Source organism: Pseudomonas sp. AP19 (assembly GCF_001728855.1).
Classification (GTDB): Bacteria; Pseudomonadota; Gammaproteobacteria; order Pseudomonadales; family Pseudomonadaceae; genus Aquipseudomonas; species Aquipseudomonas fluorescens.
Map to the genome: position 1 here is coordinate 220,607 of NZ_LXJP01000002.1, position 21,594 is coordinate 242,200.

Annotated in this window: 8 protein-coding genes and 2 pseudogenes; 4 read left to right on the top strand and 6 right to left on the bottom strand. The window is 62.3% G+C overall.

Annotated features, from left to right (window positions below; genetic code table 11):
• Nucleotides 1-253: 253 nt before the first annotated feature.
• Both A7D21_RS02980 and A7D21_RS02985 read right to left on the bottom strand, forming a co-directional pair.
• A pseudogene (locus tag A7D21_RS02980) lies at nucleotides 254-1,252 on the bottom strand (chitinase); the annotation flags it as partial.
• 40 nt (nucleotides 1,253-1,292) lie between these two features.
• Complete coding sequence (locus A7D21_RS02985; RefSeq protein WP_053257263.1) at nucleotides 1,293-1,928, bottom strand: lytic polysaccharide monooxygenase auxiliary activity family 9 protein; 636 nt, start codon at nucleotides 1,926-1,928, stop codon at nucleotides 1,293-1,295.
• Between the two features lie 520 nt (nucleotides 1,929-2,448).
• Here A7D21_RS02985 and A7D21_RS36110 point away from each other — a divergent pair.
• Nucleotides 2,449-2,601: pseudogene (locus tag A7D21_RS36110) on the top strand (IS5/IS1182 family transposase); the annotation flags it as partial.
• A gap of 81 nt (nucleotides 2,602-2,682) precedes the next feature.
• Here A7D21_RS36110 and A7D21_RS02990 read toward each other — a convergent pair.
• Both A7D21_RS02990 and A7D21_RS02995 read right to left on the bottom strand, forming a co-directional pair.
• On the bottom strand, nucleotides 2,683-15,579 hold the full coding sequence (locus A7D21_RS02990; RefSeq protein WP_069551041.1) for a non-ribosomal peptide synthetase: 12,897 nt from the start codon (nucleotides 15,577-15,579) through the stop codon (nucleotides 2,683-2,685).
• A 50-nt stretch (nucleotides 15,580-15,629) separates the two neighbouring features.
• Nucleotides 15,630-16,382: a thioesterase II family protein gene (locus A7D21_RS02995; protein ID WP_069551042.1), complete on the bottom strand. Its 753-nt coding sequence runs from the start codon at nucleotides 16,380-16,382 to the stop codon at nucleotides 15,630-15,632.
• Between the two features lie 298 nt (nucleotides 16,383-16,680).
• Between A7D21_RS02995 and A7D21_RS03000 the strand changes: the two genes are divergently transcribed.
• Nucleotides 16,681-17,232 carry an RNA polymerase factor sigma-70 gene (locus A7D21_RS03000; RefSeq protein WP_053258019.1) on the top strand — a complete coding sequence of 184 codons (552 nt, stop codon included), beginning with the start codon at nucleotides 16,681-16,683 and terminating at the stop codon, nucleotides 17,230-17,232.
• Nucleotides 17,233-17,270: 38 nt separating this feature from the next.
• Here the strand turns inward: A7D21_RS03000 and A7D21_RS03005 are convergent, their stop codons facing one another.
• Together A7D21_RS03005 and A7D21_RS03010 are read right to left on the bottom strand one after the other, a co-directional pair.
• The gene (locus tag A7D21_RS03005; RefSeq protein ID WP_053257266.1) at nucleotides 17,271-18,059 is read right to left on the bottom strand and encodes an ABC transporter substrate-binding protein; all 789 of its coding nucleotides are present in this window, start codon (nucleotides 18,057-18,059) and stop codon (nucleotides 17,271-17,273) included.
• Between the two features lie 93 nt (nucleotides 18,060-18,152).
• Nucleotides 18,153-18,776, bottom strand: a complete 624-nt coding sequence (locus tag A7D21_RS03010) for a TetR/AcrR family transcriptional regulator (RefSeq protein ID WP_053257267.1) — start codon at nucleotides 18,774-18,776, stop codon at nucleotides 18,153-18,155.
• A gap of 153 nt (nucleotides 18,777-18,929) precedes the next feature.
• Here A7D21_RS03010 and A7D21_RS03015 point away from each other — a divergent pair, with 153 nt between their 5' ends.
• A complete protein-coding gene (locus tag A7D21_RS03015) occupies nucleotides 18,930-20,708 on the top strand; it encodes an acyclic terpene utilization AtuA family protein (protein WP_069551043.1) in 1,779 nt (592 codons plus the stop codon).
• A gap of 12 nt (nucleotides 20,709-20,720) precedes the next feature.
• Nucleotides 20,721-21,593, top strand: a complete 873-nt coding sequence (locus tag A7D21_RS03020; protein WP_069551044.1) for an SDR family oxidoreductase — start codon at nucleotides 20,721-20,723, stop codon at nucleotides 21,591-21,593.
• The last annotated feature ends 1 nt before the right edge of the window (nucleotide 21,594 follow it).

Sequence of the window (21,594 nt, forward strand, 5' to 3'; positions counted from 1 at the left end):
GAGCATGTTTCAGGCTTGCCTAACAGAAAGCGAGCACAACAATTCATAGAAACCTGGATGAAGGTTTGCGCTTGACGCAGAAAATCCGATGCCCAACCAGGCATCGGATTTTATTTCATGAAGCCAACGATCAGATCATAAACATAGCTGTTTGAGATCAGGCACGTCTGCCAGATGTCTCTTTGCGCTACCGCCGATTGGCGACTTCGAGATCCGCCTCATCCTCACCGAGACCAGAGAGGTGAGTGCCTTTGATCAACGGCCCATAACGGCGGCTGAATTCCCCGTTATAGGGCACGTGGTCTTTGCTGATCCCGCGGTCCCAATTCACCGACCATGTCATCAGGCCCTTGATCGACAACCCTTTGTCGTACAAACGCTTGAATGCATTGGTCACGGCTGCGGGGTTGATCACATAACCGGTGGCGGCTGCATCGACGTTAGCCGGTAGGCCAATGACGAACTTGTCCGCCGGGATTTTAGTAAACCCTCGCGTTCCGCTCACCAGACTTTCGGTCAGGTAAAACAGGAAATCCTCTTTCATTGCGTCGTTGTTCTGGGCAATCCAGGCACCGTTGCCGTTGTTGACCTCCTGCACCCAGATCCCGTCGCCCCCCTGGTTGTAATACTGCGGGGCAATGAAGTCGTAATAGCCTTCCAGCGCCTGGATGTAACCGACGTATTTACCGGCGGTGGTCAGGTAAGGAAACTCCGGCGCCATGCTGATAATGAAGTGTTTGCCTTCACCGGCGTAATGGTCCTTGACCAGTTTCAACGCGGCGGGCAGGACAGTCTTGTTGTCGGCGAAATCAATCGCGCTCTGCTCAAGATCGATGTCCAGGCCATCAAAGCCATAGGTTTCCACCAGGCGGATAATCTCGTTGGCCAATGGCTGTTCGTTGCCTTTATGCAACTCGATGTGCGCATCGGCGCCGCCAAGGGAAATCAGCACCGCCCTGCCCTGGCTGTTCAGCACGCCCACCTGGCGGCGGAACTCGGCGTCGGAAAGGTTGTACGGCTTGAACGTTGGGATACCGTTGCCTTTCATGAAGGCCACGGCCACCACGTTGTAATCCGTCGGCACGTCCGCCAGGTTCATGTTGGCAAATTGGCCACGCTGGTAGCCGTCGCTCGCGCCGGCAGGCCAGTTGTGCCAGAAGCCCATGAGGATCTTTTTGCCGGCAATGCTCGGCATCAGCGAAGCGACATCGTTCAGCGGTGATTTCAGTAAGGTGAAGTCAATCTTTGACATGTTCTAATCCTTCAGAACGTATGGGTTTAACAGCGCGGGCTTATTTGAAGTCCACGTCGAAGGCTTGATAGAAGGCGTTGCCGGTGTTGGCGACGATCCACATCAACACGATCACATGCTTGCCCTTTTTGTTGGCCGGCAGTTTCACTTCGTGATTGACCTTGGCCTTCAGTTCACCTGGATGACTGAAGTACGGCACCTGGGTATAGAAGTCTTCGGCGAACGGCTGGGTTTCCAGTTGTGCGCGGGTGATGCGCTGTTTCGGATCCCAGCCATCCTTGGTGATCAGCCAACGATAGCCACGGGTGGTGTGCGGCGCGGTGTATTCCCAGGTGACCTTGAAGGTCTGACCCGGGTCGACATTGAGCAGCGGCCAGGTGAAGGCGCGGTTGAGTTTCTTGGCCATTTCCTCGTTGGTGAAGTTGATGCAGTCACGGGCATCGGTCTTGCCGCCGCTGAGGATGAAGCCGTCGGCTGGTGGGATGACGCTGTCACTGTCGGTTTGATAAGGCGCCGGGAACGGACCGGCAATCAGTGCCGGAAAGTTCTTGCCGCCTTCCATTTCATTGACCTGCCAGGTTGCCAGCAGACCGAGATCCACGGCGACTGCGCCACGGCTGGAAGGGGATGTGACACGACCATGGCGAAGAGGTGTCTGGGTTTGTGGTTTATTCATTGGTTACTCCATTGCTATTGATTAAGAACTCTCCTTTCTTGAAGGAGAGAATCTCAACCTAACGGAGTTGCTTTTTTTTTCCACAGGCCCGTTTTTCACTCATTTTCTTTTCAGGAGACGACAACCCCGAAAACACTGTATATAAAAACAGTGAATTGGAAATCACGTACACCACCAGAGGTCAATTTCCTACGATCCAAGGCGCAAATAAGCACAGCTACTCTCACTTTTGAACAGCGCAAAAGTCAGCAAAACGCTCTTGCCCCACCACTCGGCACCTCAGATCAAGATCAAAAGCAAAGCTGAGGCGGCCTGACAGCCGGCCTGATCTCTGAAGCTGAACTCAATCAAATGTGGGAGCGGGCTTGCCCGCGAAGGCGTCGGCTCAGCAAACATTGACGTTGACTGACCCACCGCTTTCGCGGAGATGTGGCGGCCTTTCAAAGTTGTGCAGATACCTATGCACGCATGAGCCAGATAAGCTTCTCCGACTTGGAACGGTTACTGACAGGAACAAGATCTGCCCCCGCGCCAGGGCACCATCGTCGATGCCACGATTACTCATGCTCCCAGCTCAACCAAGAACGAGGAAGGTCAGCGTGATCCTGAGAGGCACCAACCCCAAAAAGGTAACCCGTGCCACTGTGGAATAAAGGCCACTATCGGCACCGATGTGGGTTGTGCGTTAAGCAACGCTGAAAGTCGTTTTCGTTTCGACTAACAGCGCGCTCACCGCCAGTTGTTCCAGGGTTCCTTAAAGCCCTTCCAACTCCGCCATCAAATCACTCAACCGATCCACCTTCTCGGCACTGATCTCATTCGCCGCCAACCCCTCAATGTACTCAGCCAGCTCCGCCACCGTGCTGCACTCGAACATCGCCCGTAGCGGCACATCGCGTTGCAGGGTTTTCTGCACGCGGGAGGCAATCTGCGTGGCCAATAACGAGTGCCCGCCCAACTCGAAGAAGTTGTCCTGTACCCCCACTTGCTCAACCTTGAGCACTTCGGCCCAAATAGCCGCCAGTGTGGTTTCCAGCGCGTTGCGCGGTGCCTGGTAAGCCTGGCTGTGCAACTGGCCGATCTCCAGTTCCGGCAAGGCCTTGCGGTCCAGCTTGCCGTTGGCGTTCAGCGGCAGGCGTTCGAGCCATAGCCAATGCAGCGGCACCATGTATTCCGGCAGCTCGGTACGCAAGCGTTGCTTGATGCGGTCCAGGCGATCACTTGGGTTCAACGCTTCATCAGCCGCCACCAGATAGCCGACCAAGTGCTTGCCGTTAACGCCTTCCTGCACGCCGACGGCCGCATCGCGTACTTCCGGTTGTTCATGCAGGCGCGCTTCGATTTCACCCAGCTCTATGCGATAACCGCGAATCTTCACCTGATGGTCGATACGCCCCACGTACTCCAGCACGCCATCGCTGCGCCGACGTGCGAGGTCGCCGGTGCGGTAGAGCCGATCGCCCGGCGCGCCAAACGGGTTGGGCACAAAGGCTTGCGCCGTGCGCAGCGGGTCACTGACATAACCACGGCCGACACCGCTGCCGGCCACACACAACTCGCCAACCGCGCCCTGCGGCACCAACGCCAGTGCACCATCAAGCACGTACAACCGGTTGTTATCCGTGGGTGTACCAATTGGCAGGTAGGTGCCACGGGTCGACGCCAGGTCGACGCGGAAGAATGCCACGTCATCCGAACATTCCGCCGGCCCATAGGCATTCACCAAACCAATCGCTGGGTAGCGCAGCAACCATTGGTGCGCCAGCTCCGGCGGCATCGCCTCCCCCGTCGGCAGCATCCAGCGCAGGCCGTCCAGGCGCATGCGCTCCTGGGCCAGCATGCCCTGGATCAGTGACGGCACGCTTTCCAGCACGGTAATGCCCTGGGCCTGCACATGCGCCAGCAAACCTTGCGGATCATGGGCAATGGTGTTCGGCACGATATCCACCCGCGCACCGAACAGCGGCGCCGCCAGGAACTGCCACACAGAAATGTCGAAGCTTTGCGAGGCCGTCTGAGCGATCACATCGGTCTCGCTCAGTTGCAGATACGGCACCTTGCTCAACTGGTTGTTGAGCATGCCGCGCTGCTCGACCATTACGCCTTTGGGCAAGCCGGTCGAACCCGAGGTATAGATCACGTAGGCAAGGTTGTCCGGGCCGCTGTAGACGCCCGGGTTTTCGCCCCGGCCGGGCACGTCTTCCCACACCAGCATCTGGCAGGCGGTGCCCTCGAGCAATTCAATCGCCTGCTCGCGGCAAGCCTCGGTGCACACCAGCAACGGCGTACGGCTCAGGTCAATGATGCGACGCAGGCGCGAGCGTGGCAGGCCCGGGTCCAACGGCACGTAACCGGCACCGGCCTTGAAGCTGCCGACGAGCATGCCCAGCAAGTCGAGGTTACGTTCGGCCAGCAACGCCACCGGTTGATCCAGCCCGACGCCCGCAGCGATCAGCGCGTGCCCCAGGCCGTTACTGCGGCGATTCAACGTGTCATAGGTCCACTGCTGGTCGAGGCAACTGGCGGCGATGCGTTGCGGATGCTGCGCCACCTGGGCTTCGAACAACTCGATGTAACTGCGCTCCAGCGGATAGTCATGCTCGCTCTGGTTGCAGCCTTGCACGAGGAATTCACGTTCCGGTTCGCCGATCAACGGCAGCTCGGCCATGTCGCCGTGGAAGCCCTGCACCAGCGCCAGCAACAGGCGTTTGAACTCAGCGAGCAGGCCTTGCACGGTGGTTTCGTCGAAGTAGCGCTGGTCGTAGGACAGATGTAAACCGAGGTCATCGCCCGGGTAGCACACGGCGGTCAGCGGGAAGTTGGTGTGGGTGCGGCCCGAATCCGAGGTGGCATTCAAGTGTTGCGCGCGGTCCAGTACCGAGACGTCCACCGGTGCGTTTTCAAACACAAACAGGCTGTCGAACAGCGGCTGGCCCTTGGGCAGCTCACTGTGCTCCTGGATAGTCACCAACGGCAGGTATTCGTACTCGCGCAGCTGCATGTTGCTGTCGAGCAAGCCACCCAACCACTGGCGCACGCTGCAAGGCTGGTCGTCCTCGGGCAGTTTCACCCGCAGCGCAACGCTGTTGATAAACAAGCCGACAGTGCGTTGCATTTCCGGCATGTCCACCGGGCGCCCGGCCACGGTGACACCGAACAGCACGTCACGATCGCCGCTCACGCGGCGCAGCACCAGCGCCCATGCCGCCTGGGCGAAGGTGTTGACGGTCAGTTGATGGGCCTGCGCCAATTCACGCAGTTGCGCACCGTCACGGGCATCGAGGCGCGTATAACAGTCGCCCACCACCATGCCACCGCTATGACCGGCATGTTCACGCAGGAACGGCCGGTCGCTGGGGATCGGTGTCGTGCGCTCGAAGCCTTGCAGGTTGCGTTGCCACCACTGGCGCGCTTCGGCAAGGTTCTGGCGTTGCAGCCAGGCGATGTAGTCGCGGTAGCGCGGCGGCGTGGCCAATTGCGCATCGCGGCCTTCGCCGAGGGCCATGTAGATCTCGAAGAAGTCATTCATCAGCAGCGAACGGCACCAGGCATCGATCAGGATGTGGTGGTTGCTCATCATGAACCAGTAGCGCGCTTCGTCGACGCGGATCAGCCGCAGGTGGAACGGCGCCTGGTTGAGCAGATCAAACCCGGCTTCGCGCTCCTGCTTGAGCAGCGCTTGCAGACGCGGTTCCTGTTCGCGTTGAGGGTCAGCGCTCCAGTCCAGGTATTCAATCGGCGTGCTGCCCGGCTTGTGGATCACTTGCAGCATGTCTTCGCTGACGTTCCAGCAGAACGACGCACGCAAGGCTTCATGCCGCGCGATCACGGCCTGCCAGGCCTGCGCAAAACGCGCGGGGTCCAGCGCGCTGTTGATGCGGTAGCGGTCCTGCATGTAATAGAGGCCGGTGCCCGGCTCCAGCAGGGTGTGCAGCAGCATGCCTTCCTGCATCGGGGTCAGCGGGTACACGTCTTCGATGGCGCTGGCCGGAACCGGCAAGGCGTCCAGTTGGGATTGGTTCAACCGCGCCAGCGGGAAATCGGATGGCGTGACGCCTCCGGCCGCGGCGTTGAGGCAGTGTGCGATCAGGCTGTGCAATTCGCTCAGGTAGGCATCGGCCAATGCGCGGATGGTCGGCTGATCGTGGCGTTCGCGGCTGAAGGTCCAGCGCAGTACCAGTTCGCCGCCATAGACTTGGCTGTCGACGCTCAACGCAGTGGGCAACACGGCATCCGGGTCATGGGCCTGGCCGGCCGATTCATCCAGCGGGTGGAACAGCGCGTCGGCGCCGAAGCCCTGGTCAAACTGGCCGAGGTAGTTGAAGGTGATGTCGGCGCTTGGCAGTGCGGCCAGGGTCTGCTTGCACAGGTCATCGGCCAGGTAGCGCAGTACGCCATAGCCCAGACCTTTGTGCGGCACGCCGCGCAGTTGCTCCTTGATGGCCTTGATCGCGTCTCCCGGCTCGCCTTGCGGCGTCAGGCGCAGTGGATAAGCGCTGGTGAACCAGCCGACGCTGCGGGTCAGGTCGATGTCATCGAACAGGGCTTCGCGGCCATGGCCTTCGAGCTGGATCAAGGCCGAATCATGGCCGCTCCAGCGGCACAGCACGCGCGCCAAGGCGGTCAGCAGCAGGTCGTTGACCTGGGTGCGGTAGGCGCTCGGCGCCTGTTGCAACAATTGGCGGGTGTGCTCGACATCCAGGCGCACGCTGACGGCGTCGGCATCGCGATGACGCAGCGAACCCTCTGGTCGATCCACCGGCAAGGCCACCTTCGGGCCGGCCAATTGCTCCTGCCACACGCTCAGCTCTTCGCGCAGAGATTCGCTGCTGCCATAGGCCTGCAAGCGCGCGGCCCAATCGCGCAACGCGCTGGTCTTGGCAGGCAGGCTGACGGACTGGCCGTCGCTCAGTTGGCGGTAGACCGTTTGCAGATCCTCCAGCAACACGCGCCACGACACGCCGTCCACCACCAGGTGATGGATCGCGATCAGCAGGCGTTGCTGACCTTGCGGGCCATCCACCAGCAAGGCGCGCAGCAGCGGGCCGTGCTCAAGGTCAAGGCTGCGCTGGGTGTCGGTGAACAGCGCGGTGCAGTGCTGCATATCGCGCACTTGCGCCTGCATCAGCACGCCGCCCTGCGGTACGGCCAGGTGCTCGGCATGCCATTGGGCGTCGCGCCGGGTGAAGCTCAGGCGCAGGGCATCGTGGTGTTCCAGCACCGCCAGCAACGCTTGCTCCAGGCGATGCGGCTCGAGCAGTTGCAGCGGTTTAAGCACCAACGCCTGGTTCCAGTGCTGACGATTCGGGCGATCGGTCTCGAAGAACCAATGCTGGATCGGCGTAAGGCCCGCGCTGCCAGTGAGCACACCTTGTTCAGCCGTGACCTGCTCGGAGCGGGTCGCAACGGCCGCCAGGGTGTGCACGGTCTGGTGCTGGAACAGGTCGCGAGGCGTGAAATGAATCCCGGCCTGGCGCGCACGGCTGACCACCTGGATCGACAGGATCGAGTCTCCGCCCAGCTCAAAGAAGTTATCGTGCAAGCCGACTTGCGGCACGTTCAGCACGGCGCACCAGATAGCCGCCAGGGTTTGCTCCCGCTCGTTGCGCGGCGCGACGTACTCCTGGCGGTTGGCTTCGGGGTCCGGTTGCGGCAAGGCGCGGCGGTCGAGCTTGCCGTTCGCGGTCAGCGGCATGCAGTCCAACACAATCAGGTGCGCGGGCACCATGTAGTCCGGCAGTTGCGCCTTGAGGTGTGCCTTCAGCGCGTCACGCAATGTGCCGGGGTCTGCGTCGCTGACCAGATAGGCCACCAACTGCTTGCCACTGGGCGCATCCAGCGCCAGCACCACCGCTTCGCGCACCGCTGCGTGTTCCAGCAGACGGGTTTCGATTTCACCCAGTTCGATGCGGAAACCACGAATTTTCACTTGATGGTCGATCCGACCCAGGTATTCCACCAGGCCATCGGCGCGTTGGCGCACCAGGTCGCCCGTGCGGTACAGACGGCCGCCATGCCCCGTGAACGGGTCGGCGACAAAACGCTCGGCCGTCATGCCCGCACGCTCGTGATAACCCTGGGCCAAACCGGCGCCGCCAACATACAACTCGCCGGTCGCACCTTGCGGTACCAGGGCCAGGTCGGCGTCGAGAATGTAGGCCACGCGGGCGCCGATGATGCTGCCGATCGGCACACTGGCAGCGCCCTCCTCCAGGTATTGCGGCGCCAAACAGGCCAGCGGCATCACCACGGTTTCGGTCGGGCCATAGGCGTTGAAAAACACCGCCGGCTGGAACGCTGCGCGGATACGCTGCAAGTGCTCGCCGGTCAGCGCTTCGCCACCGGTGATGCACATGCGCACCGGCAACGTCTGGTGCTGGGTGGCCAGCCATTGCGCCAACTGGCTGCCGTAACTCGGGGTAAAGCCCAGCACGTTGATACGATGGGTGCGGATCAGCGCACAGATTTCTTCGGCATCCCACTGCCCCTGGGCGCGCAACACCACCTGCGCACCACTGAGCAGCGGCACCAGCAAACGTTCGGTGGCGGCGTCGAAGTTGATCGAATAAAAGTGCAGCTCGCAGTCGTCCGGGCGCATGCCGAAACGCGCGATCACGGCTTGGCAATGCATGGCGATTTCACCGTGGGAGACCACCACGCCTTTGGGCTTGCCGGTGGAGCCGGAGGTGTAGATCAAGTAGGCCGGATGTTGCGGCACGCTGAGAAACGGCAGCGCGTCGGCCGGGTAATTGGCCAGCACCGGCAGGTCATCTTCCAGGCACCAGCAAGCCACGCTCACCGGCAATTCGCCGAGGGCCTCGAACATCGCTGCATCACTGAGCAGCAGCCCGATACCACTGTCTTCGATCATGTAGTGCAGGCGGTCCAGCGGGTATTCCGGGTCGAGCGGCACATAGGCACCGCCCGCCTTGAGGATCGCCAACAGCCCGATGACCATTTCCAGCGAACGCGGCAGCGCCAGGCCGACGCGCACCTGCGGGCCGACGCCACGCTCGCGCAGCATCCACGCGAGGCGATTGGCGCGGCTGTCCAGTTCGCGGTAATTGAGGGTTTCCCCGGCGAAGGTCAAGGCAGCGGCATCGGGACGGGCTGCTGCCTGTTGGCTGAACAGTGAATGCAGGCACTGGTCGAGGCGATGCACGCCGGGCTCGACGCCCAGGCTGTCGTGCAATGCGCGCTGCTCGACGGCAGTCAGCAACGGCAGTTCGCTGAGGCGCTGTTCGGGGCCTGCGATCAACGCGTGCAGGAGGTTGCGCCAATGTTCCGCCATGCGCGCAATGCGCGGTTCGTCGAACAGGTCGGTGCTGTAGGTCAGGCAGCAACCCAGGCGATGGTCGAGGTCGGTGACTTCCAGGTTGAGGTCGAACTTGGTCGCGCGCGCATCGTTGGCCAGGTACTCGACGGTCATGCCGGCCAGTTGGCGGCTTTGCTGGAACTCCCAGCGCTGCACGTTGCACATCACCTGGAACAGCGGGTTGTAGGCCGCGCTGCGCGGAGGTTGCAGGGCTTCCACCAAATGGTCGAATGGCAGGTCCTGATGGGACTGGCCTTCGATCACCGTGTGGCGCACGTGCTCGAACAACTCGCCAACCGTCATCTGCCCGTTGAGCTGGCAACGCAACACCTGGGTGTTGAGGAACGCACCGATCAACCCTTCGCTTTCCGGGCGAATTCGGTTGGCCACGGGCGCGCCGATGCGCAGGTCGGTCTGGCCGCTGTAGCGGTAGAGCAACACGGCCAGGGTAGCCGTCATGGTCATGAACAGGGTCAGGCCACGCTCGGCGTTAAAGGCACGCACGCGAGCGGCCAGATCGTCGCTCAGGTCGAAGCGGTACAACTCGCCCTGATGGCTTTGCACCGGTGGCCGTGGGCGGTCGCCGGGCAGTTCGAGCAATGGATGCTCGTGGCCCAGTTGTGCGGTCCAGTAGTGCAGTTGGCGCTGGCGCTCACCCGATTCCAGCCACTGGCGTTGCCAGACGCTGTAGTCGAGGTATTGCACGGGCAACGGCGCCAGCGGTGAGTCGCGCTCGTCAATAAAGGCTTCGTACAGCGCGCTGAGCTCACGGGCGAAAATGTCCATGGCCCAGCCTTCAGTGACGATGTGGTGCAGGGTCAGCACCAGGTAGTGTTCCTGCTCCCCGGCCTTGACCAGGCAGGCGCGCAACAGCGGCCCGGTTTCCAGGTTGAATGGCGTGTGCGCTTCCTGATCGGCCAGGTGTTGCAGACGCTGCTGGCGCTCGCTGTCATGCAGCGCCGAGAGATCCTGCCAGCCCATGCGCAAGCCGGGTTGCGGCGCGACCTTCTGATAAGCCACCCCGTTGATGCTCGGAAAGGTGGTGCGCAGGGTTTCGTGACGCATGATCAGCGCCTGCAACGCCGCCTCGAAACGCCCCACATCGAGCACGCCACGCAGGCGGGCCATGCCGCCGACGTTGTAAGCCGGGCTGTCGGGCTCCATTTGCCAGAGGAACCACATGCGCTGTTGGGAATAGGACAACGGCACCGGCTCGCGGCGGTCGACCCTGGCGATGGCGGTTTGCTGGTTGCGCTGACCCGAGGCCTGGATAATGCCGACTTGCTCGGCAAATGCGCCCAGCTCACTGGCTTCGAACAAGGTGCGTAACGGCAACTCGACGTCGCAGGCCTGGCGGGTGCGGGAGATGATTTGCGTGGCCAGCAACGAGTGGCCGCCGAGGGCGAAGAAGTCGTCGTGCAGGCCGATACGCGGCAAGCCGAGCACTTCGCGCCAGATGCCTGCAATCTGCTGCTGCAAGGGTGTTTCCGGTTCAACATGTTCGCGGCGTTGCCACACCGGCTCCGGCAACGCACGACGGTCGAGTTTGCCGCTGGGGCTCAAAGGCATGGCGTCCAGGTGCATCAACAGCGCAGGCACCATGTACTCCGGCAGCTCAGCCGCGAGGGCGGTTTTTAGCGCCTGCTCGTCCAGCTCGGCAGGGGCGGTGTAGTAGGCGATCAACTGTGCGTCACGCACCAGCACCACCGCTTGGGCGATACCGTCCAGCGCCAACATACGGGCTTCGATTTCTTGCGGTTCAACACGGAAACCGCGCAACTTGACCTGCTGATCCAGGCGCCCGAGGTATTCGAGCACGCCGTCGGTACGCCAACGCGCACGGTCACCGGTGCGATACAGGCGTGCGCCCGTTTGGCTAAACGGGTCGGCAACAAAACGCTCTGCCGTGAGCCCGGCACGGCCAAGGTAACCGCGCGCCAGGCCGATGCCGCCGATGCACAGTTCGCCGGGCACACCGGCGGGTAACGGGTTGAGTTGCTCGTCCAGCACGCGGCAGATCACATTGCCCAGCGGCCGGCCAATCGGCGAACGCTCGCCGTCTTCCGCGCGGCAATGCCAGTGGGTGACGTTGATCGCGGTTTCAGTCGGGCCATAGCGGTTGTGCAGTTGCACCGCCGGCAACGTCGCCAACACGCGATTACGCAACTCGGCGGGCAAGGCTTCGCCGCCGGAGAACAGACGACGCAGGCTGGTGCATTCGGCCACCAATGGTTCATCAATGAACAGCTGCAACAGCGGCGGCACAAAGTGCAGCGTGGTCACGCCATGCGCTTGCACCAGCTGCGCGATGCGCTGCGGATCACGGTGCTCGCCTGGCCCCGCCAGCACCAGACGGCAACCGGCAATCAGCGGCCAGAAGCATTCCCACACCGACACGTCGAAACTGATCGGCGCTTTTTGCAGCAGCACATCGCTGTCGTTCAGTTGATAAGTGGCCTGCATCCACTGCAAGCGTTCAGCCAGGGCCGCATGGGTATTGCCCACACCTTTGGGCTGGCCGGTGGAACCGGAGGTATAAATCACGTAGGCGAGGTTGTCGCCATTGAGGTGCAGGCCCGGTGCCTGGGTGGGCCAGCTGTCGAGGTGCAGGCTGTCCATGGCGATCACGCCCACGCCCTCGGTCGCCGGCAGGAGTGCCAGCAGTGAGGTTTGGGTCAGCAGCAGGTGCACGCCACTGTCCTTGAGCATGTAGGCCAAGCGGTCGGCAGGGTAATCCGGGTCGAGCGGCACATAGGCGCCACCGGCCTTGATGATGGCAAGCAGGCCGATCAGCAGTTGCGGTGAACGCTCGGCGGCGATGGCCACGCACACATCCGGGCCGACGCCTTTGTCACGCAGGTAGTGGGCCAGGCGGTTCGCCTGGGTGTGCAGTTCGGCGAAAGACAGGCTGGCACCCTGCCAAACCAGTGCGGTGTTATCCGAGGCCTGGTGGTCGAGCAACTCGGGTAACCAGCGTTGTGCCGGGGTGCACGGCGCTTCGCTCCACTGCAGCGCGTGGTCGTGGTGCATCAGCATCAGGTCGCCGATGGCCTGCTCGGGGTGTTCGCACACGGCTTGCAGCAGGTTGATGAAGTGCTCGGCGAGGCGTTGGATCGTGCCGGGGTCGAACAGCTCATCGGCGTAGTCGAATGCCAGGCTCAACCGCCCATTACGGTCTTCTTCACTGTGCAGTTGCAGGTCGAACTTGGCTTCGCGGCTGTGCCACGGCAATTCATCGGCGAGCAGGCCCGGCAGGCGGCGCAGGGCACTCAGGTCGCGCTGCTGGTGGTTGAACATGACCTGGAACAGGCCTTGTTCACGGGCTTGCGGGAAGGCTTCGAGGAGCTGTTCAAACGGCAGGTCCTGATGAGCCTGGGCCCCCAAAGCGGCCTGGCGCGTTGCTGCCAACAGCGCATTGAATGGCAGTCGCCCGTCCAGCTCGGCGCGCAGCACTAAAGTGTTGATGAAGAAACCGACCAGGCCTTGAGTTTCCTGGCGCGGACGGTTGGCACTGGGCACACCGATGCGGATGTCGCGCTGACCGCTGTAGCGATAGAGCAGGCTCTGGAACGCTGCCAGCAACAGCATGAACGGGGTGGATTGATTGGCCTGGGCGGTCTGGCGAATCGCTGCGCTGAGGCTTGCCTCCAGACGCACACTATGGCGCGAGGCGCTATGCCGCTGTTGCGCCGAACGTGGGTGATCGGTGGCCAGGCTCAGGGGTGGGTGTTCCTCGCCCAACTGGGTTTTCCAATACGCCAGTTGCCGCTGGCCTTCACCCTCGGCCAGCCATTGGCGCTGCCAGCTGCCGTAGTCGGCGTAGTGCAGGGCCAGCGGCGGCAACGCCAGGGTTTGGCCTTGAGACAAGGCCGCGTACAGCTGCGAAAATTCGTCGATCAGCACATTCAGCGACCAACCGTCGGCGATGATGTGGTGCAGCGTCACCAGCAGTTGATGGTCCTCATCGTCCAGGCGCACGAGGGTCACCCTCAGCAGCGGGCCGTTCTCCAGGTCGAACGGGGTGCGCGCGGCATCTTCGCGGAGCTGTTGCGCGCGGGCTTCGCGTTCGGTGCCGGGCACGTCGCTGAGGTCAATGACGTGCAAATCGAACGCTGCGTTTGCATCTACCCGCTGGAAAGCCTGGCCATCGCGTTCATAGAAGCGTGTACGCAAGGCTTCGTGGCGCTCGATCAAGTGCTGGAAGCTGGCGCGCACGGCGCCTGGGTCCAACGCTCCGCGCAAACGCAGGGCACCGGGAATGGTGTAGGCGCTGCTTTGCGGGTCGAGTTGCCAAGTGATCCACAGGCGGTTTTGCGCCAGCGATTGCGGCAGGGCTTCGCGGCGTGACAGGGCACCCATCGCCCCTTGGGCGACAGCGCCGTCTTGCTGCAATTGCGCGACAGTCGCGGCAAAGGTCGCCAGGGTTGGCGCCTCGAACAGCATGCGCAGGTTCAGCTCCAGCCCCAGGGTTTCACGCAGACGCGCGACCACTTGGGTGGCGGTGATGGAGTTACCGCCGAGCAGGAAGAAATGATCATCGTCCGTCACGCTTGCGACGTGCAACTGCTCGCACCAGATCGCCGCGATCTGGCTGTGCAGTGCGGATGCCAGCGCCATGTCACTCGCCTGCGTGCGCAGGCCCGGAAACTGCGCGTAGCTGTCGAGGCTGCCATCGGCATGGCGAATGGCACACGCCGAACGCTGCAGCTTGCCGCTGGACGTCTTCGGCAAGGCACCAGGGTTGAGCAACACCACCACGCTCGGGGCTTCTTGATAAGCCTCGGCCACCGCTTGGCGGATCGCCTTGATCAGCGCGTCGGGCGGCAGGATTTTCTGCACGCTGCGGCTGATTTCTGCGGCAATACCAATGCCTTCCAGGCCCTGGTCATTCACCGCAAAGGCAGCGACGCGGCCCTTGCGCACCACTTCCACTTCGCGCTCGATGGTTTGTTCGATGTCCTGAGGGTACAGGTTGTGCCCGCGCACGATCAGCAGGTCTTTTAGGCGGCCGGTGATGTACACCTCACCGTCACGCATAAAACCCAGGTCACCGGTGCGCAGCCAGGTGCGACCCGCGTGTCGCACGAATGTCTTGGCAGTGGCTTCGGGGTTGCGCCAGTAGCCGTGGGCGATGCTCGGCCCGCTGGCCCACAGCTCACCGACGGTGTTTTCGCCCAGTCCGGTGAGGGTGCCAGGGTCGGCGATCAGCACCGCGTGTTCCGGCTGGCTGGTGCCGCAGCTCATGATTGCACTGCCCTGCCCAGGCTCGGCACGGTTGGCGGCGAGGGCCCGCTCGTCCAGGCGCAAGGCCGGGATGCCCCGGCCACGGGAGCCGCCAGCGACAAACAGGGTCGCCTCGGCCAGCCCGTAGGAGGCGAAGAAATTGTTCGAGGTGAAACCGCAGGCGGCGAACTTCTCGGCGAAGCGCTCCAGGGTGTCGAGGCGGATCGGCTCGGAACCCGAATACGCTACCCGCCATGCGCTCAAGTCCAAGCGCTCCAGGGCGGACTCGCTGACCCGCTCACTGCACAGGCGATAGGCGAAATCCGGCCCGCCGCTGATGGTGCCGCCGTATTCGCTGATCGCCTCCAGCCAGCGCAACGGCCGAGCGAGGAAGTACGCCGGCGACATCAACACACACGGCACGCCGCTGAAAATGGGTTGCAACAAGCCGCCGATCAGACCCATGTCGTGGTACAGCGGCAACCAGCTGACGATCACGTCATCCGGGTTGAGGTCGATGCCGAAGCCGCGACGGATCAGCACTTCGTTGGCGACCAGGTTGCCATGGCTGACCTGCACGCCCTTGGGCAGCGCAGTGGAGCCCGACGTGTATTGCAGGAAGGCGATGTGGTCGGCGTGCAGCTCGGGCTCGATCCAGCGATCGGCGATCAGGCTGTCCAAGGTGTCGACACTCAGCAGCGGCGGCGCGTTCTCGATCTGCGCCAGGCCATCGCCCAGGCTGGCGATGGTCAGCAGCAAGCGTGGCTCAGCGTCGGCGATGATCGACAGCAAGCGCTCCTGATGATGGCGGCGGGTGGACTCCGGCGGGTAAGCCGGCACGGCGATCACCCCGGCGTACAGGCAACCAAAAAACGCCGCCACGTAGTCCGGGCCGCTGGGGAACAACAGCACTGCACGATCCCCCAACGCCGCATTCGCCTGCAAGGCGGCGGCGATGGTGCGGGCGCGCTGATCCAGATCGCGGTAACTGAGTACAACGCTGTGCTCGGCCGACTCGGCAAGAAAGCGCAGAGCCACCTGGTCCGGGGTTTGCGCGGCGCGGCGTTGAAGGGACTGGACCAATGTGCGGGGAAGTTCGAAGGCGTCCATCATGGGTTCCTGCCTGAAATCGGCTTACGGGAAAATCGGGAAAAAGAGTGCTTTCAGCGGGCGGCCAGCGGCCGCGTCGCGCCATTGCGCCAGCGGGCCAGGTGTTCGTCGGCGTAGCGCCGCAGGCAGCGCAGCACGGCGCTTTCGTGCTGCACGAGGAAGAAGTGGTGGCCGTCGAACATGTCGAGGGAAAAGCCGCTGGCGGTGTCTGCCTGCCAGTCGAGCAACTGGTCGGCGCGCACGCTGTCCTGCTTGCCGCCGAACACATGGATCGGCATGCCCAGCGGCGCGCGCTGGCCGTAGGTGAAGCTGCCGCACAGCAGGAAGTCGGCGCGCAGGATCGGCAACATCAACTGCATCAGCTCGGGGTTGGTCAGCGCTTCTTCGGCGGTGCCCTGCAATTCGCGCAGGCGGGCGATCAGTTGCGCATCCGACTTTTCGACGGCGTATTCGCTGACATCACGGCGGGCCGGGCCGGCGGTGCCGGAGGCAAACAACGCGAGCGGTGCGGGGCAGCCGCGTTCACGCAGGGCGTGCGCCAACTCGAACGCCAACAGGCCGCCAAGGCTGTGGCCGAACAAGGCATACGGGGCATCCAGGTCCCGACTGATTTCTTCGGCCAGCTGTGCCGCCAGGGTTTTGATGTCGCGCTGCAACGGCTCGTCCATGCGCATGCCGCGCCCTGGCAATTCCAGCGGGCACACCTGCAACCAATCCGGCAGCGCCCGGCGCCAACGCGCATAGACCATAGCGCTGGCCCCCGAATACGGCAGGCAAAACAGGCGCAGTCGAGTCGAGACGCTCATCGTATGAGGGCTCCAGACTTAACGCGGTATGCACGATAGAAACCCATGTCGTCCTCCTGCGGGCGCTGATCCTTGGCCGTTTGCAAACGGACCTGTCACCCATGAGAACGGACGGAGCGGGCAAATAATTAGTCAGCCGGGAGCAGCGAGACGGGGTTCACAGCTTCGCAAAATCCGCAGGATTAGTTCGTCTTCTCATTTGACAATCATTATCATTAAGAATAATTTGTTGCCCGATGTGCAGGAGGCCTCAGCACGGATGCCCTCCCCTAACCTCTTTTGCGACAAGGTGATTTCCATGACGGAACAAGTATCCACAGGCAGGTGCGACTCACCCCTTCTGCAGGCATTCGTCGATAATCGACTGATTCTGGTGAAGATCGCCGCACGCATCACCGGCTGCCGCTCGCGGGCCGAAGACGTGGTGCAAGACGCCTACTTCCGCCTGCAATCGGCGCCGACGATCACCTCATCGTTCAAGGCGCAATTGAGCTATCTGTTCCAGATCGTGCGGAACCTGGCAATTGACCACTACCGTAAGCAGGCTCTGGAGCTCAAATACTCGGGGACGGAAGAGGAAGGCTTGAATGTGGTGATTCACGGCGCTTCACCGGAAACCTCCCACATCAACTTCAACACCCTGGAAAACATCGCCAGCGCCCTCACGGAGCTGCCCCAGCGCACCCGCTACGCGTTCGAGATGTACCGGCTGCACGGCGTACCGCAAAAAGATATCGCCAAGGAACTGGGCGTATCGCCAACCTTGGTGAATTTCATGATTCGTGATGCCCTGGTGCATTGCCGCAAGGTGTCGGGCAACCACAGCGATACGTTTGCACGGCGGGTTTGAGCACAGTGCCATTGCACTGCTTGCTGTCTGGGCTGACTTCAGCGCACCGCGGTTACGTCGATACGGTACGGTTCGAAGATTTTCAACATCTCGCCGCTATCGCGTAGCCGCTTGAGCAACCCGGCAAACGCCTCGCCCGTAATCGGCGCCTTCGGCCGCACTAACGCATAGTGGTGATACACCTGGTCGATGCGCTCCGAGACCAGGAACTGCCCGGCCATGTCTGCATTGCGCACCATGAAATCACTCAAATACGAGCGTGTAACCAGTGCAATATCGGCCCGCCCGCGCGCAACCATCAGCAGGTTGCTGTCATGGGAATACGTCAACGTGGCGTTGAAGTGTTCGGCCATGTACTTGGGGTCGGGGTTGAAGTTGGCGAAGGCGTAGTGATAACCGCTGAACACCGCCAGACGCTTGCCGGCGAGGTCGGCGAAATAGCGTTGGTCGCGACCTGGCTGGCGCTCGGCGACGAAAATTTCCGCATCTTCCAGGCCCATATCGACGCTGGTGTGGGGAATGTCCTGCCAACCCCAGCTGGGGTTTTCGAAGATCGCCATGTCGACCCGGCCTTGTTCGAAATCTCGAAAGCGCCGTGGGATGGAGGTAGGCACCAGCACAAACTGGTAGTCGGTTTGCGAGGCGTTCAGCGCTTCCACCAATTGCGGCAGCAGACCGGTGTCGGCACCTTGCTCAGGCCGTACCGTGTAGGGCGGAAAATGCGCGGCGCCAATCCTCACCAATTGCCCAGCCGAAGCCGGCACCCACCACGCGGTGCCCAGTGCCCATAGAGTTAGTCCTGCAGCCAGCCGCCATGGCAAAAACATTGAGGCACGCACCGTTCAACACGTTGATGGCAATAAGCTAGGCGTTTTTGTCAGGTGAGACAACTTTCCACCGAAAAATTAATAGCTTGCGCCTCAATCAGCCTTCAGAACCATCAACAGGGCTTCTTCGGCCAGCTGTTCGAGTGTCAGGCTGCCTTCGGCGCGGAACCACGTGGTGGTCCAGGACAACGCGCCGGTCAGAAAGCGCCGGGTGATAAACACATCACCCTTGATGTAACCGGCGGCCTTGGCCTCGCCCAGCACCTGCAGCCATATTTGTTCGTACACATCACGTAGCGCCAGCACCTGGGCCTGGCCGTCGGCCGACAGCGAACGCCATTCGTAGACCAGCACCGCCATGGCTTCGCCGCTCCCGCCCATGATTGACTGCAATTCGCAGCGAATCAGCGCCAACACACGGTCGCGCACCGTGCTCGCGTCCTCGAGCGAGGCGCGCATCATCGCGGTGTTGTAATGGATGGTTTCCTCCATCACCGCCCGCAGGATCTCGTCCTTGCTCTTGAAATGATGAAAGATGCTGCCGGACTGGATGCCCACGGCGCTGGCCAGGTCACGCACCGTGGTGCGCTCAAACCCCTTGTTGCGAAACAGGTGAGCCGCGGTTTGCAGCAACTTGCCCCGTGCACTGTCAGGGTCGGTCAAATGACCGCCGTCGACCATGGTGCGCATCACCCGCAGGGCTTTTTGCTCATCCATGCTGCTCTCCTTCATTTCTACTGACGTCTTGGGCGGCAATTTAGGCCGTGGCCGCCACCCAAGCAAGCGCTTGGGCAAAACTTGTGTGCGGAGTTTACAAACCAAGCGCTTGCTTGGTAGTCTCGACACCAGCCATTCGAGGAAGGATTTCTCATGAGCAAGACGGTTCGTATCGGCTGTGCCAGCGCCTTCTGGGGCGACACCTGCACCGCCGCCGCCCAGCTGGTGCACGGCGGCACCCTGGATTACCTGGTCTTCGACTACTTGGCGGAAGTCACAATGTCGATCCTTGCCGGCGCACGAATGAAAGACCCCCAGGCCGGCTACGCCACCGATTTCGTCGAGGTGCTCACCCCGCTGCTGGGCGACCTCCAGCGCCAGGGCATCCGCGTGATCAGCAATGCCGGGGGCATTAACCCCCAGGCTTGCGCCGCCGCACTGCAAGCAGCCTGTGACAAGGCCAACATCGCGCTGAAGATCGCCGTCCTGCTGGGCGATGATTTGCAACCCACACTCAAACAACTGCCAGGCATTACCGATATGTTCAACGGCGCGCCGCTGCCACCGCTGTGCGTATCTGCCAATGCCTACCTCGGTGCGCCTGGGATTGCCAAAGCCCTTGAGCTGGGCGCCGATATCGTCATCACCGGCCGCGTGGTCGACAGCGCCGTGGTCAGTGCGGCGCTGGTGCATGAATTCAATTGGTCATGGCAGGACTATGACCGCCTGGCCCAGGCGGCACTGGCCGGGCACATCATCGAATGCGGCGCGCAGTGCACCGGCGGTAACTTCACCGATTGGCGCGACGTGCCGGACTACGAGCACATCGGCTTTCCCATCGTTGAGGTCAGCGCCGACGGCCAATTCACCGTCAACAAGGTCGACGGCAGCGGCGGGCTGATCAGCGAACTCAGCGTGGCCGAACAGCTGCTGTATGAGATCGGCGACCCGCGCGCCTACCTGCTGCCTGATGTGATCTGCGATTTCAGCCAGGTCAAACTGCAACAACAAGGCAAACACCAGGTTCGCCTGCACGGCGCCACGGGCTTGCCACCTACCGACCAATACAAGGTCAGCGCCACCTACCCCGACGGGTTCCGCTGCACCGCCAGTTGCCTGATCGCCGGCATCGACGCCGTGGCCAAGGCCGAGCGGGTCAGCCAGGCGATCATCAATAAAACGTCGGAGCTGTTCAGCCAACGTGGCTGGGCGCCCTACACTGAGGTCAATATCGAATTGCTCGGCAGCGAAGCCACCTACGGCGCCCATGCCCAGCGTCACGACTGCCGCGAAGTGGTGGTGAAACTGGCCGTGCGCCACCCGAGCAAGCAGGCGCTGCTGCTGTTTGCCCGCGAGATCGCCCAGGCCGCCACCGGCATGGCGCCGGGGTTGACCGGGATTGTCGGCGGGCGACCCACCGTGTACCCACTGATTCGGCTGTTTTCATTCCTTATCGATAAATCATCCTGTGAACCGCTGATCGAGTTCCAGGGCCAGCGCCATGCCATTGAGCTGCCTTTGACTGCGCATCTACTCACCCCGACTGCTACGGTCGAGCCACCCAAGCCCCAAGGCCGTGCGGATGCCAGCGTGCCGTTGGTCAAACTCGCCGTGGCGCGCTCCGGCGACAAGGGTAACCACAGCAATATCGGCGTCATTGCCCGCCATCCCGATTACCTGCCGTGGATCGCCGAAGCGCTGACCCCGGCAGTGGTCGTCGACTGGATGAACCACGTGCTCGACCCGCTGCACGGCCGCGTCGAACGCTGGTACTTGCCTGGCAGCCACAGCCTGAATTTTCTGCTGGAAAACGCGTTGGGCGGCGGCGGCATCGCCAGCCTGCGCATCGACCCCCAAGGCAAAGCCTTCGCCCAGCAACTGCTGGAAATCCCCATTGCCGTGCCGCAACACATCGCCGATCAACTCACCTAAAGGACTGTCGCCGTGGCCTTCGATTCGATCTTCAAAGCCGACCTGTTCCAGGGGCAAACCGTGATTATTACCGGTGGAGGCAGTGGTATCGGCCGCTGCACCGCCCATGAACTCGCCGCCCTTGGCGCTCGGGTCATCCTGGTGGGGCGCAAGCCGGACAAGCTTTCGAAGGTGGCTGCCGAAATTTGCGAAGACGGCGGCACTGCCCATTGGCAGGCCTGCGATATTCGCGAGGAAGACGCGGTGAAGGCACTGGTGACGCAGCTCATTGATGACCATGGCCCGATCCATGGCCTGGTGAATAACGCCGGCGGTCAATACCCGTCGCCACTGGCCTCGATCAACCAAAAGGGCTTTGAAACCGTACTGCGCACTAACCTGGTCGGCGGTTTCCTGATGGCGCGGGAAGTGTTCAACCAGTCCATGAGCAAGCACGGTGGAGCGATCGTCAACATGCTCGCCGACATGTGGGGCGGCATGCCCGGCATGGGTCACTCCGGCGCGGCGCGGTCGGGCATGGACAACTTCACCAAGACCGCCGCCTTTGAATGGGGTTATGCCGGTGTGCGAGTCAACGCCGTGGCGCCGGGGTGGATTGCCTCCAGCGGCATGGACACTTACGACGGCGCGTTCAAGGCGGTGATCCCGACCCTGCGTGAACACGTGCCGCTCAAGCGGATCGGCACCGAATCGGAAGTCAGCGCGGCCATTGTGTTTCTGCTCAGCCCCGCGGCGGCGTTCATCAGCGGCAGCACCCTGCGCATTGATGGCGCCGCCAGCCTGGGCAGCCGGGCCTGGCCGCTGCCCAAGGCGCAGCCACCGAGCGAACCCTTCAATGGTTTCCACCGCGCCTACCTGCCGGATGTACTCAAGGCGGAGCAATAAC